This is a genomic window from Roseateles sp. P2_H4, assembly GCF_056403315.1.
Genome location: NZ_JBFUFR010000018.1, coordinates 56,788 through 71,134, shown reverse-complemented (window position 1 = coordinate 71,134; position 14,347 = coordinate 56,788). Strand labels below are relative to the sequence as shown.

General features: G+C 68.5%; 13 protein-coding genes and 1 pseudogene. 8 read left to right on the top strand and 6 right to left on the bottom strand.

Going from position 1 to position 14,347, the window contains the following annotated elements; translation table 11 throughout:
* Nucleotides 1-6: 6 nt before the first annotated feature.
* On the top strand, nt 7-744 hold the full coding sequence (locus AC1DW3_RS15065; protein ID WP_477932258.1) for a transporter: 738 nt from the start codon (nt 7-9) through the stop codon (nt 742-744).
* Here the strand turns inward: AC1DW3_RS15065 and AC1DW3_RS15060 are convergent.
* Entirely contained in the window at nt 741-1,874 is a 1,134-nt protein-coding gene (locus tag AC1DW3_RS15060; protein ID WP_477932256.1) for a beta-ketoacyl-ACP synthase III, read from the bottom strand. The two genes, AC1DW3_RS15065 and AC1DW3_RS15060, sit on opposite strands and share 4 nt — an antisense overlap.
* An 82-nt stretch (nt 1,875-1,956) precedes the next feature.
* Here AC1DW3_RS15060 and AC1DW3_RS15055 point away from each other — a divergent pair, with 82 nt between their 5' ends.
* Nucleotides 1,957-3,270 (top strand): DUF3422 family protein, encoded by a 1,314-nt coding sequence (locus AC1DW3_RS15055; protein WP_477932254.1) that lies wholly within the window; start codon nt 1,957-1,959, stop codon nt 3,268-3,270.
* On the opposite strand, the gene AC1DW3_RS15050 is transcribed toward AC1DW3_RS15055, so the two are convergent.
* On the bottom strand, nt 3,257-4,021 hold the full coding sequence (locus tag AC1DW3_RS15050) for a DeoR/GlpR family DNA-binding transcription regulator (RefSeq protein WP_477932252.1): 765 nt from the start codon (nt 4,019-4,021) through the stop codon (nt 3,257-3,259). The two genes, AC1DW3_RS15055 and AC1DW3_RS15050, sit on opposite strands and share 14 nt — an antisense overlap.
* A 60-nt stretch (nt 4,022-4,081) precedes the next feature.
* Here AC1DW3_RS15050 and AC1DW3_RS15045 point away from each other — a divergent pair.
* The 4 genes and pseudogenes from AC1DW3_RS15045 to AC1DW3_RS15030 all read left to right on the top strand — a co-directional run.
* Nucleotides 4,082-4,684: pseudogene (locus AC1DW3_RS15045) on the top strand (NUDIX domain-containing protein); the annotation flags it as partial.
* A gap of 530 nt (nt 4,685-5,214) precedes the next feature.
* Complete coding sequence (locus AC1DW3_RS15040) at nt 5,215-6,192, top strand: GMP reductase (RefSeq protein WP_477932250.1); 978 nt, start codon at nt 5,215-5,217, stop codon at nt 6,190-6,192.
* 366 nt (nt 6,193-6,558) lie between these two features.
* Complete coding sequence (locus AC1DW3_RS15035; protein ID WP_477932248.1) at nt 6,559-7,248, top strand: VPLPA-CTERM sorting domain-containing protein; 690 nt, start codon at nt 6,559-6,561, stop codon at nt 7,246-7,248.
* A 48-nt stretch (nt 7,249-7,296) separates the two neighbouring features.
* Nucleotides 7,297-8,787 (top strand): amidase, encoded by a 1,491-nt coding sequence (locus AC1DW3_RS15030; RefSeq protein WP_477932246.1) that lies wholly within the window; start codon nt 7,297-7,299, stop codon nt 8,785-8,787.
* Here AC1DW3_RS15030 and AC1DW3_RS15025 read toward each other — a convergent pair.
* From AC1DW3_RS15025 to AC1DW3_RS15010, 4 genes are read right to left on the bottom strand one after another with little or no spacing between them, the layout of a single operon-like run.
* Entirely contained in the window at nt 8,780-9,856 is a 1,077-nt protein-coding gene (locus AC1DW3_RS15025; RefSeq protein ID WP_477932244.1) for a HAMP domain-containing sensor histidine kinase, read from the bottom strand. The genes AC1DW3_RS15030 and AC1DW3_RS15025 overlap by 8 nt on opposite strands.
* The gene (locus AC1DW3_RS15020) at nt 9,853-10,563 is read right to left on the bottom strand and encodes a response regulator transcription factor (RefSeq protein WP_477932242.1); all 711 of its coding nucleotides are present in this window, start codon (nt 10,561-10,563) and stop codon (nt 9,853-9,855) included. The genes AC1DW3_RS15025 and AC1DW3_RS15020 overlap by 4 nt, the downstream gene beginning before the upstream one ends.
* A gap of 6 nt (nt 10,564-10,569) precedes the next feature.
* Complete coding sequence (locus tag AC1DW3_RS15015) at nt 10,570-10,857, bottom strand: 4Fe-4S dicluster domain-containing protein (protein ID WP_477932373.1); 288 nt, start codon at nt 10,855-10,857, stop codon at nt 10,570-10,572.
* A complete protein-coding gene (locus AC1DW3_RS15010; protein WP_477932240.1) occupies nt 10,857-11,291 on the bottom strand; it encodes a Spy/CpxP family protein refolding chaperone in 435 nt (144 codons plus the stop codon). Before AC1DW3_RS15010 ends, AC1DW3_RS15015 begins: the two co-directional genes overlap by 1 nt.
* Before the next feature lie 309 nt (nt 11,292-11,600).
* Here AC1DW3_RS15010 and AC1DW3_RS15005 point away from each other — a divergent pair, with 309 nt between their 5' ends.
* Nucleotides 11,601-13,355 carry a CocE/NonD family hydrolase gene (locus AC1DW3_RS15005; protein WP_477932238.1) on the top strand — a complete coding sequence of 585 codons (1,755 nt, stop codon included), beginning with the start codon at nt 11,601-11,603 and terminating at the stop codon, nt 13,353-13,355.
* Nucleotides 13,356-13,513: 158 nt separating this feature from the next.
* Entirely contained in the window at nt 13,514-14,299 is a 786-nt protein-coding gene (locus AC1DW3_RS15000; protein WP_477932236.1) for a PEP-CTERM sorting domain-containing protein, read from the top strand.
* Nucleotides 14,300-14,347: the final 48 nt, after the last annotated feature.

Here is a 14,347-nt window from a genome sequence, read left to right as displayed (position 1 = left end):
CTCGGCATGAGACTTGCCCTGCTGCTCCTGGCCGCCTGCACGGCCGCCCATGCCGACGACGCGATCTCGCCGGACCGGCCCGACTTCACCAACGGCCCCGACGTGATGGCCGCGGGGCGCTTGCAGATCGAGGCCAGCGGCGCCTGGCAGCGTGATGCGTCGACCCGGCTGCGCTCGACGCCGATGCTGCTGCGTCTGGGTGTCGGCCATGACCTGGAGCTGCGGCTGGAGACCGACGGGGTGCTGCGCCAGCGCAACCCGGGCGCCAGCGGCCGAGGGGACCTGGCGGTCGGCTTCAAATGGCAGATGCAGGATGGCGACGAGGCCAAACCCGGCCTGGGCTGGCTGTTCGAAGTGCAGACACCCACCGGCAGCGGGCCGTTCAAGGGCCATGGCCTGCGGCCCGGCCTGAGCTTTCTGGCCCAGTGGGAGCTGCCGGCGGGCTATTCGCTCGGCACGATGGCCGGTGTCTTCATCGATCGCAATGACACCGACCAGCGCTACACGGGGGCCCTGCTGTCGGCCAGTCTCGGCATCCCGCTGGGCGAGAAGCTGCACGGCTTTGCCGAGATTGCCGGCCAGCAGATCGCGTCGGCGCGCAACGGCGGCAATGTCGTCACGGCCGGCACGGGGCTGGCCTGGCAGCTCACGAGCGACGCCCAGCTCGACACGGCCGTGTTTCGCGGCCTGAACCACCACACGCCGGATTGGGCGTGGACGGTGGGGCTTTCGCTGCGTTTCTAGCGCTTCTTCACGACGACGCTGCCGATGGAATAGCCGGCGCCGAAGGAGCAGATGACGCCCGCTTCGCCGGCCTTCAGGTCGCCGCGGTGATGGTGGAAGGCGATGATGGAACCGGCCGACGCGGTGTTGGCGTACTCGTCCAGGATCAGCGGCGCGATCTCGCTGCCGGCGTCCGCTCCCACCAGCTTCTTGATGACGAGCTGGTTCATGCCCTGGTTGGCCTGGTGCAGCCAGTAGCGGCGCATCTGGGTCGGCTCCAGGCCCAGCTTGGCCAGATGGGCCTCGATATGGGCCGCAGCCATGGGCACGACTTCCTTGAAGACCTTGCGGCCCTCCTGGTAGAAGGTCAGGTCGCGGTCGCTGGGGTCGCGGTCTTCGGCGCGGTTCATGAAGCCGAAGTTGTTGCGGATGTTGCTGCTGAACTGCGTGGCGAGCTGGGTGCCGAGGATCTCCCACTGGTCGGCGCTGGTGGCGTCCTCCGCCCGCTCGACGATGACGGCCGTGCAGACGTCGCCGAAGATGAAGTGGCAGTCGCGGTCGCGCCATTCCAGGTGGGCCGACGTGATCTCGGGGTTGACGACGAGCACGCATTTGGACGCGCCCGAGCGCACGGCGTTGAAGGCCTGCTCCAGCGCGAAGGTGGCCGAGGAGCAGGCCACGTTCATGTCGAAGCCGTAGCCACCGGCGCCCAGCGCCTGCTGGATCTCGACCGCCATGGCGGGATAGGCACGCTGCATATTGGCGCTGGAACACAGCACGGCGTCGATGTCGGCGCCCGTCTTGCCCGCTTGCGCCAGGGCCTGGCGAGCCGCATCGGCAGCGATCTCGGCCATCAGCGAGATCTCGTTGTCGCCGCGCGGCGTGAAGCGCGGGTACATGCGCGTCGGGTCGAGCACGCCGSCCTTGTCGACGACATAGCGCTGCTTGATGCCCGAGGCTTTCTCGATGAATTCGACGCTGGAGTGTGTCAACGCGGTACGTTCGCCGGCGGCGATGGCCGTGGCGTGCTCGGCGTTCTGCAGGTCGGCGTAGGCGTTGAAGGCCTCGACCAGCTCGGCGTTGGTGATGACATGGGGCGGGCGGTACAGGCCGGTGCCGCTGATGACCACGGCCGGGAATGAAGCTTGCATGAGGAGGACGCCCTGCTGATGTACGAAGCCTGAAATTTTATAGAGCCATGCTGGTGCACCATCTAAGCACTAGCCTGGGGCCATGATGCACGAAGACAGCCTGCTCCCACCCGACGACGCCCTGCGCCTGGCCCTGCACAACGAGGTGCATGCCCGGCCGCCGGCGCGCATCCGCCTGCCGGCCGTCATCGTGCACATCGCCGTGCTGAACGATGGCGTCACGCGCGCCGATGAACATGCCCACCTGCGCCAGCTGCCGGGCCAGCATGAGCTGGCCCTGGAAGCGCTGGGCGCCAACTTCCTGCGCCTGCGCTGCGGCGAGTTCTCGCTGAAATGGGAGCGCCATGCCGAGTTCACGCGCTACGCGGTCGTGCAGCCCCTGCCGGCCGACGCCGAGCCCAGCGCGCAGACCCTGGATGCACTGACGTTGCGCGTCGCCACCGACTGGCTGGCCCGCATCCCGGGCCGCACCTTCGCGGCCATCAAGCTGGTCATGATCGAGCGGCCGCTGACCTTCGCGCCCAGTGCGTTGGCCGAGGCCCGGGCCTGGTTCGGCGCCCACGCCGTGGTCGCCTCGACCATGGGCGGGCATTCGCTGGTGGTGACCGATTTCTGCCTGCGCGCCACCGGCTTCGAGCACATCCTGGTGCTGGCCGAACCCGGCACGCCCGAGACCCGCGCCGGCCGCATCTGCCAGCGCCTGCTGGAGCTGGAGACCTACCGCTTGATGGCCCTGCGCGGCCTGCCCGCCGCCAAGTCGCTGGGCGCGACACTCGCCGAGGTGGAGGCGACGCTGGCCAGCATCACCGCGCGGCTGGAAAAACGCGGCGCGTCGGAAGCCGAGCTGCTGGACGACCTGATCTCGACCGCCGCCCGCATCGAGCATGCGACGGCCTCGCACCAATACCGCTTCGCCGCGACCCAGGCCTACCAGGCCATCATCGAGCAGCGCATCACCGAACTGCACGAGGGCAAGGTGGCCGGCACGCAGTCGCTGGGCGAATTCATGCAGCGCCGCCTGTCGCCCGCCATGGCCACCGTGAATGCGACGGCGCAGCGGCTGGCCGGGCTGTCGCAGCGCATCTCACGCGCCAGCGCCCTGCTGCGCACCCGGGTCGACATCGCCACCGAGGCGCAGAACCAGCAGCTGCTGGCCCAGCTCAACAGCGGCCAACGCACGCAGCTGCGCATGCAGGCGACCGTCGAGGGCCTGTCCATCGCGGCCATCACCTATTACGTCGTCAGCCTGCTGCTTTACTTCTTCAAGGCCCTGAAGGCCGAAGGCTGGCTGCCGGTGCAGCCGGAGCTGGCGGCTGGGGCAGCCATTCCCATCGTGCTGCTGGTCGTCTGGCAGACGACGCGGCGCATCCACCGCAAGTTCTTCAGCCACCCCTGACGCTGACGATCTCCAGGCCTGGCCGGCGCAGCACGTCCAGCTCGGCCGCATCGGCCTGGGGCGTGACGAGCAGCGTGCCCAGGCCCGACAGCGGCGCCACGCGGTAGGGCGAGACCTTGCCGAGCTTGTCGCTGCTGGCCATCAGCACGGTCTCGGCGGCGCTGGCCATCAACAGGGCCTTGACCTGGGCCTCCTCGGCGTCGCCGGTGGACAGGCCGAACTCGGCCTGCACACCCGTCACACCCAGGAAATAGCAGTCCGCCCGCAGCGCCTGGATGGCCTGGGCCACGCCCGCGCCGACGGCCACGCCGGAATGCTTGAAGAGGCAACCGCCCAGCATCAGCACTTCCACCGTCGGATGCTCGATCAGCGCCGCCGCGATGACCGGGCTGTGCGTGGCCACCGTCGCGCGCAGCGTGGCCGGCAGCTGCCTGACCATGGCCAGGGTGCTGGTGCCGCCGTCGACAAAGACGAGCTGGCCATCGACGATCAGCGACGCGGCGTGGCGGCCGAGCGCCTGCTTCTCGTCCACGGCAATGACGCTGCGCCGCGCCAGGTTGGCCAGGGCCGGCGACACCGGCAGCGCCCCGCCATGCACGCGCTGCAGCGCACCGCGAGAGGACAGATCGCGCAGGTCGCGGCGGATGGTGTCCTCGGACACCTGCAGGCGCTCGGCCAGTTCGCGTGCCAGCACACGGCCGCAGCCCTGCAACTCATCCAGGATGGCCAGGTGGCGTTGTTCGGTCAGCATCTGCGGGCTTGCATGGTTTTGCGTGATTGTGCATGATTTATTTTCAAATCAGGAAACAACATGCAATCACCGACCGAAACACGCATCACCGACTTGCCCCTGCACGAGCGCGTGCGCGTCCGGCGGGAGCGCCTGCTGTCCGACAACTGGTACACGCTGAAGACCACGCGTTTCGACTTCCTGCGCAGCGATGGCCAATGGCAGACCCAGGACCGCGAGACCTATGACCGCGGCAATGGCGCCGGCATCCTGCTCTACCAGCGACAGCGCCGCCGCGTGCTGCTGACGCGGCAGTTCCGCTATCCGGTCTTCGTGAACGGCTGGCAGCAGCTGATGGTCGAAGCCGTGGCCGGGTTGCTGGACGAGGCCGACCCGCTGAGCTGCATCCGCGCCGAGGCCGAGCAGGAGGCGGGCGTGAAGTTGCGCCAGGTGCAGCCGCTTTTCGAGGCTTACATGAGCCCGGGCTCGGTGACGGAGAAGCTGCACTTCTTCGCCGCGGAGTACGAAGACGGCGATCTCGTCGGTGAGGGTGGCGGACTTGTCGAGGAGGGCGAGGACATCGCCCGCTTCGAGATCGGGTTCGACGAAGCCATGCGCCAGGTCGAGGCCGGCGAGATCGTCGATGCCAAGACCCTGATGATGCTGCGCTGGGCCGAGCGCCATGTCTTCGGGCCGCCGCCGCGCCAGGGCCCCTTGCTCGTCTTCATCGCCGGGCCTTACCGCAGCGGCACCGGCGACCGCGAGGACGCCATCGCCGCCAACGTCAAGGCCATGCAGGACGCCGCCGTGCAGGTCGCTGTCCGCGGCCACGTACCGCTGCTGGGCGAATGGGTCACGCTGCCGCTGATCGAGGCGGCAGGCGGACAGCGCGGTGACGCGGTCTGGGATCGCTACTTCCACCCCCATGCCCAGGCCCTGCTGGAACGCTGCGATCTGCTGCTGCGCATCGGCGGCGAATCGGCGGGTGCGGACACCATGGTCAAGGCGGCATTGGCACGCGGTCTGGGGGTTCACTACGGCCTGGCCTCATTGGCCGCTCCAACTGCGTAGAATCAATCACCGGGCCCAAATTTTGGCGTCCGGTTTTTTTTGCCCGCTGCAAAAGCGGGCGGAACAGCCGGCAGAGCCAAGTCAAGCGCTCGCAGCCCAGGCACGCACTGCATGAACGCGCGCCGCAACTGTGAACTTGAATCATGGAAATCTTCGACTACGACAACATCCTGCTGCTGCCCCGCCGTTGCCGCGTGGAAAGCCGCTCCGACTGCGACACCTCCGTGCAGTTCGGCCCACACCGCTTCAAGCTGCCGGTCGTGCCCGCCAACATGAAGACCGTGGTGGACGAGCCCATCACCGAGCTGCTGGCCCGCGAGGGCTACTTCTACGTGATGCACCGCTTCGACCTCGACAGCCTGGCCTATGCCAAGGACATGCGCGATAAAGGCCTGCTCGTCAGCTTGAGCGTGGGCGTGAAGCCGGCCGACTTCGAACTGGTCGACAAGCTCGCGGCCGAGGGCGTCGGCGCCGATTACCTGACCATCGACATCGCCCACGGCCATGCCGAGAGCGTGCAGCGCATGATCGGCCACATCAAGCAAAGGCTGCCTGAGACCTTCGTCATCGCCGGCAATGTCGGCACGCCCGAGGGCGTCATCGACCTGGAGAACTGGGGCGCGGACGCAACCAAGGTCGGCGTCGGCCCCGGCAAGGTCTGCATCACGCGGCTGAAGACCGGCTTTGGCACGGGTGGTTGGCAGCTGTCGGCGCTGAAGTGGTGCTCACGCGTCGCCACCAAGCCCATCGTGGCCGATGGCGGCATCCGCCACCATGGCGACATCGCCAAGAGCGTGCGCTTCGGCGCTGCCATGGTGATGATCGGCTCGCTGTTCGCCGGCCATGAAGAGTCGCCCGGCACGACCGTCGAGGTCGACGGCAAGCTCTACAAGGAGTACTACGGCTCGGCGAGCGACTTCAACAAGGGCGAGTACCGCCATGTCGAGGGCAAGCGCATCCTGGAGCCGGTCAAGGGCAAGTTCGCCGACACGCTGCGCGAGATGCAGGAAGACCTGCAGAGCTCGATCTCGTATGCGGGCGGCACGCAGTTGTCGGACTTGCGCAAGGTGAACTACGTCATCCTGGGTGGTGAGAATGCGGGCGAACATTTGTTCATGTGATCACCTGCGGAACGCGGGGGAGCACCTCGCGCGCAGTGCGAGGCCCGCATTCCGGCGAAGCCAGAACGCCGGTGAGCATCTCTTCATGTAAGCGACCAAACGCCGGAGCGCCCGTGGATGCACCTTCCACGGGTGCTGTTCTGCCCAGAGTTGGCAGGCGGACCCTGAGCAAGGCTCATCGGGTAAGCCCGCCCCAGATTCCCGGGGGCGCTCTCCCACCGTCATTTCCATTCCCCGTAAAGTGCGCCGCACTCAACAACAAGGGAGGAAATGATGGGAATCCATCGTCAACTAGCCACGGGTCTGGCTGCAGCGGTTCTGTCGGCAGTCGCCGGCCATGCCGCCGCGGCCACGGCAACTGCTGCCATGAGCACCATCCACTTCACGGTGGTTGATCTCGACCTGAACGACGGCATCGCGGCGGGAATCACCTTCACCAATTTCGGTGGCGCCGGCATTGATACGCAGACAAAGGGCATCAATGGGCCGAATCCCGATTGGATGTGGCGCCTGACCTCCATGGGGTTGGGGCTCGGTCCGCTGACGTCGCAGACCGGCAGTTCCTTCGCCTCGGGCACTCTCTTCGCGGGCGATGTCCTCGGCTCGGGTGTTGCTGTCTCGACCAGCGCTCAGGCATGGGGCGACAGCAACTCTGCGCGGGGCTCGGTGCAAGTCTTCAACGTGAATTTCGTGCTGGCACCCCACACGCAGTTGCTGCTGCTCGCCGATGCAAGTGTTGTCAGTGGCGGCGCGGCGGGGGAATCCGCACGGGCTGACGTGGGCATCTCATTGCAGACCGCGGACTTCTCCATCTATCGTTCTGCCCAGCAAGTCGCTTGGCTCAGCCCGCTGGGCGTGACTCAGATTGACGGCACGAGTCAACTCCTGGTCAGTCTCTCCAACGAGTCGGCGCAAGACCAGCTGATGGGAACTGCATACGCGTACTCCGTCTCGTCGGTACAAGGGGTGGCCACTGCCGTGCCCGAGCCGGCCTCCGCCGGCCTGTTGCTGGCCGGGCTGGCGGGGTTGGGCGCGCTGAGCCGCCGCCGGCGCTGACAATCCGGGCCCATAGGGCCGGCGACAGCTCGTCCAGGGAGGGCTCGCATGGACTTCGCCACCTATCGCCGCCATGACGCGACCTCGCTTGCCGCCGAGGTGGCCGCCGGCCGCGTCGATGCGCCAACCCTGCTCGCCCTGGCCCTGACGCGACTGGCCGAGGTCCAACCCCGACTCAATCCCGTCTGCCGGCTGATGGAGGCCGAAGCCCGCGCCCAGTTGGTGCGCGGCGTCGGCACGGGCCCGCTGGCCGGTGTGCCCTGTCTCATCAAGGACGTGGCCGAGGACTACGCCGGCGTCCCCACCAGTTGGGGCAGCCGCGCCCTCGCCTCTTTGCCGCCGTCGCGCGAGCATGCCCATGCCGTGCGGCGCCTGCTCGACGCCGGCCTCGTCATCTTCGGCAAGACCAATGCGCCGGAGCTGGGCCTCAAGGGCGTCACCGATCCGCTGGCCTTTGGCCGCAGCAGCAACCCCTGGGACGTGAGGCGCACGCCGGGCGGCAGCAGCGGTGGCTCGGCGGCGGCCGTCGCGGCGGGTGTCGTGCCGATGGCTGCGGGCAACGACGGCGGCGGCTCCATCCGCATTCCGGCGGCCTGTTGCGGGCTGGTGGGTTTGAAACCTTCGCGCGGCCGCGTATCGGTAGGCCCGGGGGCCGGCGAAGTCTGGTTCGGCGCCTGCAGCGAGGGCGTCATCTCGCGCAGCGTGCGCGACACCGCGCTGGCGCTGGACATCCTCAGCGGCCCCGAGCCCGGCGACCCGGTCGCCCTGCCCGCGCCGGGCACCCCTTTCGTGGATCAGCTGCGCTCGCCGCTTCGCCGGCTGCGCATCGCCTGGTGCGCCGATTCGCCTATCGGTGAGCCGGTACACGACGAAGCTCGCATCGCTGTGGAGCGCACCGTCGCGCTGCTGAAAGGCCTTGGCCATGTCGTCGAGCCGGCCAGCCCGGACATCGACGGCCGCGCGCTGGCCAACAGCTTTCTGCACATCTACTTCGGCCAGGTGCCGGCCGCGATGAGCCGCGCCGTTGCGCTGGGCGGCCGCGAGGCCGACTTCGAGCCGCTGACCCGGCTCATCGCCACGCTCGGCCGCGCCACCAGCGCCGAGCGGCTGACGCTGGAGCTGCTGCGCTGGAACGACTACGCACGCAGCCTCGCCGCCCTGCATGCGCGCTACGACCTCTATCTGACGCCAACGCTGGCCTCGCCGCCCGTGCTGCACGGCACCGGCGACCCGCCGCCGCTGCAGATCGCCGTGCTGGGCGCGCTGCGCGCCTCGGGCCTGCTGGGCCTGCTCAAGCGCGCCGGGCTGCTCGACGGCGTCGTGCAGCAGATGGCGACCGACAGCCTGCGCCACGTACCCTTCACCCAGCTCGCCAACCTGACCGGCACGCCGGCCCTCTCGCTGCCGCTGCACTGGACGGCCGACGGCCTGCCGCTGGGCGTGCAGTTCAATGCGGCACCGGGCGAGGAAGGCCTGTTGCTGCAACTGGCCGCCGAGTTGGAAGCCGCACAGCCCTGGTTCGATCGCCAGCCTAGCTGAAGCGCACCGAGGCCTCGAAGCCCGGTTCGGCATTGCGCAGTTCCAGCCTGCCACCATGCGCCTCGGCCACCAGACGGCACAGGCACAGGCCCAGGCCCATGCCACCGTCGTGCCGCGTGCGGGCCGCATCCGGCCGGTAGAAGGGCTGGCCCAGTTGCGGCAGGGACTCGGGCGGCACGCCAGGGCCGAAGTCGCGGACGGTCAGACGCACACCTGAACCCTCGCGAGCAAGGCGGAGCTGCACGGCGCCACGGGTCGCATCGTTGTGGCGCAGCGCGTTCTGCACGAGGTTGCGCAGGCACAGTTGCACACGCAGCCGGTCCAGCCTCAGCGGCGGCAGATCGGGCTCGATATGCAACTCCACACCGGGCTGGGCCTGCTCCTGCGCCAGCGCGCCGAGGTCGCAATCCGACAGCTGCAGCGCGCTGTGGCCGCTGCCCAGCCGCTCGCTTTCCAGCAAGGCCGTGATGAGGTCGCGCATCTGCGCCAGCTCGCCCAGCAGCGCGTCGCGCGATTCGCCCTCGCCCACCAGCTCGGCGTGCAGGCGGGCGCGCGTCAGCGGGCTGCGCAGTTCGTGGCTCATGGCCAGCAGCAAGGCGCGCTTGCCGTCCAGCATGGCCTGGATGTCAGCCGCCATCTGGTTGAAGCGCAGCGCCAGGTCGCCGATCTCGTCGCCATGGATGACGGGCACGCGGTGCGAGAACTCGCCGCGGCGGAAGGCTTCGGCCCCGATAGCCAGCGCATGCAAAGGCTGCACCATGTGGCGGATGATGCTGAAGGCGATCCCCGTGACGACCAGCAGCGCGGGCACGGCCCACACCAGCCCGTAGGCGCTGCCTATGCACGCCCAAAGGATGACGCTGCTGGTGCAGGCCAGCACCATGAAGACGGCGATCAGCCGCGCGCCCAGCGAGTATTTGAAGTGGGCGTGGTGGCGGTGCCAGCGCTGGTGCCAGCGGTGCCGCACGCGCCAGCGGTATTCCCAGTCGCGCGTCATGCGCTGGGCGCGCTTCTTCTGCTTGCGGTCCCAGCGCTCGCGCCAGCGGTGGTCGTAGGGGTGGTGTCTCACGATTTCTCCGGCAGCGCGAAGCAGTAGCCCGCGTTGCGCAGCGTCTTCAGCGCGGCCAAGGGTTCCAGCTTGCGGCGCAGCCGGCTGACGAGGATGTCGACCGCTCGCGTGAAGAGCTCGGCCTCCTGGCCGCGCAGGCGGTTCAGGATGTCGTCGCGCGAGAAGACCTTGCCCGGTTCGCGGGCCAGCATGAGCAGCAGTTCGTATTCGGTGCCGGTCAGCTCGATGAGACCGTTGGCGCACTTCACCTCGCGGCGCGAGGCGTCGATCTCCAGGCCCTCGAAGCAGAGCTTGCTCGCGGGCTGGGCCACGACGGGCGCGGCCGCTGGCGCAAAGCGTGTGCGGCGCAGGATGGTCTGCAGCCGGGCCGCCAGCTCGCGCGGCTCGAATGGCTTGGGCAGGTAGTCGTCGGCACCCAGCTCCAGGCCGACGACGCGGTCGGTCAGGTCGCCACGCGCCGTCAGCATCAGGATGGGCATGTCGCGCCAGGCGTCGTTGCCGGCGCGCAGGCGCCTGCAGAACTCGAAGCCGTCCATCTCGGGCAGCATGCCGTCGAGGATGAGCGCATCGAAACGCTCGGCCGCGAGCCGCGCCAACGCCGCGCTGGGTCGGGTGACGGCTTCGAGCTGGAGATCGAAGCGGGCGAGGTATTGCATCAGCGGCCCGGCCAGGGCCTCGTCGTCGTCAATCAGCAGCAGTCGGTGCATATCGCATTATTTGGCCCGCACCAGGGTGATGGCCTTCTCCGGGCAGGCACTGACGCAATGGCCACAGGCCTCGCAGGCGGCGGCATTGGGCGTGAAGGCCTGCTCCCAGCCATGCGCCATGCCCCTGAGCTTGCCGAACAAGCTCAAGGCCTGGCGCTGTTCGGACGGCAGCTTGCCCAGCGTGAAGACGTTGAAGGGGCAGACGGCGACACAGTCGCCCTTGCCCTCGCAGCGGTTGCGGTCGATGTGCGGCACGAAGTGCCCGCGGGGCTGCTTGCCGCAGTGGACGTCCATCACGCGGCATCTCGTTCATGGCGGCCGAAGCGCCGCATCATGAAGCGCAGCGCCTGGCGCTGTTCGTTGTCGAGCGAGTCAAAGAAGTCGGCAAAGGCCGTGACGAGGCCGGGGCCGGCGGCGCGCAACGCGTCCAGCTTGGCGTCGAGCAACTGCTGCGCCGGTTCACGGGCGAACTGCTCGCCGGCGAACAGGCCGGCCACCTCGGGGCCGCGCGCCAGGCCCCTCATCGTGTCGCGCTGGTGCTGGAGCTGCTCGAGCCAGGCCGCGAGCCGGCGCTGCTGCTCGTCGTCCAGGTCCAGCTTGGCACCGATTCGGTTGAGGAGGAGGTGGGCAAAGCCATCAGCATGGCGGCCGAAATGATGGCCATGGTGGCCGTGGCCAAAGTGGTGGCGAAATTCGTGGTGGGCGTGCCAGCGACGAAAGAAGTTCATGGTGTGCTCCGAGGGCGCTCGAGGCCCGGTGGTTGGGATGGCACTCATGATTGCGGTTAGCACTGTGCAGAGCATCTCGACGCGGTATCGCCGGGTTTCGTTTTGTTTCGTCCGCGGGACCCGTTAGCACGCCTTGGCGGCAGCTCACCCTCCCCAAACCCGCAGGAACGTACCCCGCTCACAACGTCAAGCGTGGCGGGCGGGATTTCCCCAGGCGGCGGCTGGCCCTGACCTCGAAAAATAAAACGAACGGTCGTGCTTTTATCGGGGATGCCGACCGTCTTCATTCCACCCCCGACGGAGACACCCATGAACGTTTCGATAAAGGGCTGGCGCCAAGCCGCCCGGGGAGCCGCCTTCATTGGCGGCCTGTTGGCCTTCGGTCTGGGCAATGCCCAGGCCGCCAACCTGAGCTGCCGTGCCGCCACGCCGCTGGAAGCCGCCACCTACACCACACCGCTGGCCCTGCCCGGCGTGATCTCGCCGCGGGATGGCACCTGCTTCCTCAACGGCCTGAAGGTCACGCGCCCGGACGGCGTGCGCCTGGCCGCCAACGTCTTCCTGCCCGCCGGCGCCAGCAGCGGCTCGGCCACCAAATATCCGACGGTGATCTTCGTCACCAGCTGGGCGGTGGCCGATTTCTTCGAATACCTGGGCCAGCAGCAGCGCCTGGCGCGCGACGGCTATATCGCCGTGGCCTACACGGCGCGCGGCTTCTGGGATTCGGAGGGCACCATCGGCGTGGCCGGCCCGGTGGACGTGGCCGACGTCAGCGGTGTGCTGGACTGGACCCTGGCCCAGACGGCGGCCGACCCGGCCCGCGTGGGCGTTGCCGGCATCTCCTACGGCGCCGGCCTGTCCCTGCTGGCCCTGGGCAACGAGCCGCGGCTGAAGACCGCCGTGGCGCTGTCGGGCTGGGCGACGCTGCTCGACCAGATGTACCGCAACCAGGTGCCCAACCCGACCTGGCTGGACATCCTGCAGATCTCCGGTCAACTCACCGGCCGGCTGGATCCCATCGTGGCCGAGTACAACGCCGCCATCCAGAACCCCGACACGCCGGCGTCCAAGCTCGCCGAGATCACCGCCTGGGGCTGGCCGCGCTCGCCCGCCAGTGTGGTGGCCGCCATCAACCAGCGCGGCGCGCCGGTCTTCATCGGCAAGAACTGGCAGGACGACATGTTCTCGCCCAACTCGTCGCTGGCCCTGTTCAGCCAGCTGACCGGCCCCAAGAAGCTGATGCTGCAACCCGGCATCCACGCCTCGGCCGAGATCCCCGGCGCGCTGTTCGACGTCGACAACGCGATCTGGGACCAGGCCCACCGCTGGTTCGACCGCTGGCTCAAGGGCCAGCCCAACGGCATCGAGAACGAGCCCAAGGTGTCGCTGCAACCCAAATTCGCGAGCTACCGCGAGACGCTGTCGACCTGGCCGGCGCCCGAGCTGCGCAACCTGGACTACCAGATCACGCCGCGCGGCGCGGTGCGGTGGGAGCTCTCCTGCCTGTGCTGGCGCGGCATCACGGGCGAGCTGCAGACCGGCATCCGCAGCGCCAGCGGCCGCGACAGCATCGGCAACGCACTGGACACCACGGCCACCACCGGGCCCATCCCCGTGCTGTCGCCGCTGGCCGAAAGCGTCGGCCTGCCCGTCATCAACCAGATGGCCACGGTGCTGCCGGCCTTCGGCGTGCGCTACGAAGGGCCCTGGCTGAGCCAGCCGCTGAAGCTGCGCGGTGCACCGACGCTCAAGCTGAAGGCCGTCCCGTCGCAGAAGCGCGGCATGCTGGTGGCCTATCTCTATGACGTCGACCTGGTGGGCTTCGGCACGCTGATCACCCATGGCGCCCGCGCCGTGCATGCGGCCACGCCGGGCCAGTCGCAGGACTTCAGCTTCGACATGGTCGCCACCGGCTACGACGTGCCGGCCGGCCACCGCCTGGTGCTGGTCTTCGACACCCAGGACAGCCTCTACGGCCCGCCGGTGCGCGCCGGCGAGCGCTTCGACATGGCACTGGACTTCGGTGCGGGCAGCCCGCTGCAACTGAAGCTGCTGACGCGCTGACGGCGCCGAGGAGGCGCGGGTCAATGAGTAACTCCCTGCCCCCGCAACCATGGGGGGCAGGGTCCCGATCGAGGCGCTTCACCTTGCCACACTCGCGGCGCGACATTGGAGCCGCCCGCCGAGGCGACAAGGAATTCGGAATTCAAAGGGAGCACGTCTTGCGACACCTCATCGCGCGCGCCGTCGGCATGACGGTTTTGGGTCTCTTGGCCACCGCTACGGCCCATGCGGCCACGGCCACCGCCACCATCGCCAACGTCCAGGTCCAGCTTATCGACCTGGACTTGTCCGACGGTGTCGCACCGGGCATCAGTTTCGACTGGGGACTGACCTATATGGATGTGTATGCCGCATTCAACAGCCCGAACCACCAACCCTATCTCACCGCGACCACCTGGACAGTGGGCGCCGCTCTCAGCCTCGCGACCAACGGCACCAGTGGCCATTCCGCGTCGCTGCAGAGTCTGGCCGGCTCGCTGCTTTCCGCCCCGGGATGGTCCGCAACCGCTGAGCTCACCGCGACGAGCGCCGGCGTGCAGCTCGACGCCAACGCCGACCAGTACGCCAAGTTCACGCTGACGCCTCACACGATGCTCGTGATCACCGCCGACCGCCCCTCCATCCAGGCGACTACTGGTGCGATGGAGGGGGCGGGCGGCAGCACCTACCTGCACGCGTGGCTCGCCGACGAATCATCCAGCGACCACAGCTCGGCAAGCTTTGCTTCCTACGGCGGCACCATGGTCTCGAACCTGCCTGCCCAGCTGCGGGCATCGATCATCAACCCGGGGGAGACGGCCGCGCAGGGCTATCTGCAGACTGGCGTTTATGTCTACGCCAAGGCGGTGCCGATGGCGCCGGTGCCTGAGCCTCAAACGGCGGGCCTGCTGGCAGCCGGCCTGGCCATCGTCGGCCTGCTCGCGCGCCGCCGCAAGCGCGCCTGAGTCGGAGGCCGCGGCGCATATAGGACAATCGTCGCATCCCACAGCCCA

Coding starts and splice junctions, on each gene's coding strand:
- AC1DW3_RS15055 (WP_477932254.1), top strand. CDS start 1,957: ATGATGCACGAAGACAGCCTGCTCCCACCCGACGACGCCCTGCGCCTG.
- AC1DW3_RS15040 (WP_477932250.1), top strand. CDS start 5,215: ATGGAAATCTTCGACTACGACAACATCCTGCTGCTGCCCCGCCGTTGC.
- AC1DW3_RS15020 (WP_477932242.1), bottom strand. CDS start 10,563: ATGCACCGACTGCTGCTGATTGACGACGACGAGGCCCTGGCCGGGCCG.
- AC1DW3_RS15065 (WP_477932258.1), top strand. CDS start 7: ATGAGACTTGCCCTGCTGCTCCTGGCCGCCTGCACGGCCGCCCATGCC.
- AC1DW3_RS15005 (WP_477932238.1), top strand. CDS start 11,601: ATGAACGTTTCGATAAAGGGCTGGCGCCAAGCCGCCCGGGGAGCCGCC.
- AC1DW3_RS15010 (WP_477932240.1), bottom strand. CDS start 11,291: ATGAACTTCTTTCGTCGCTGGCACGCCCACCACGAATTTCGCCACCAC.
- AC1DW3_RS15035 (WP_477932248.1), top strand. CDS start 6,559: ATGAGCACCATCCACTTCACGGTGGTTGATCTCGACCTGAACGACGGC.
- AC1DW3_RS15050 (WP_477932252.1), bottom strand. CDS start 4,021: ATGCTGACCGAACAACGCCACCTGGCCATCCTGGATGAGTTGCAGGGC.
- AC1DW3_RS15015 (WP_477932373.1), bottom strand. CDS start 10,857: ATGGACGTCCACTGCGGCAAGCAGCCCCGCGGGCACTTCGTGCCGCAC.
- AC1DW3_RS15030 (WP_477932246.1), top strand. CDS start 7,297: ATGGACTTCGCCACCTATCGCCGCCATGACGCGACCTCGCTTGCCGCC.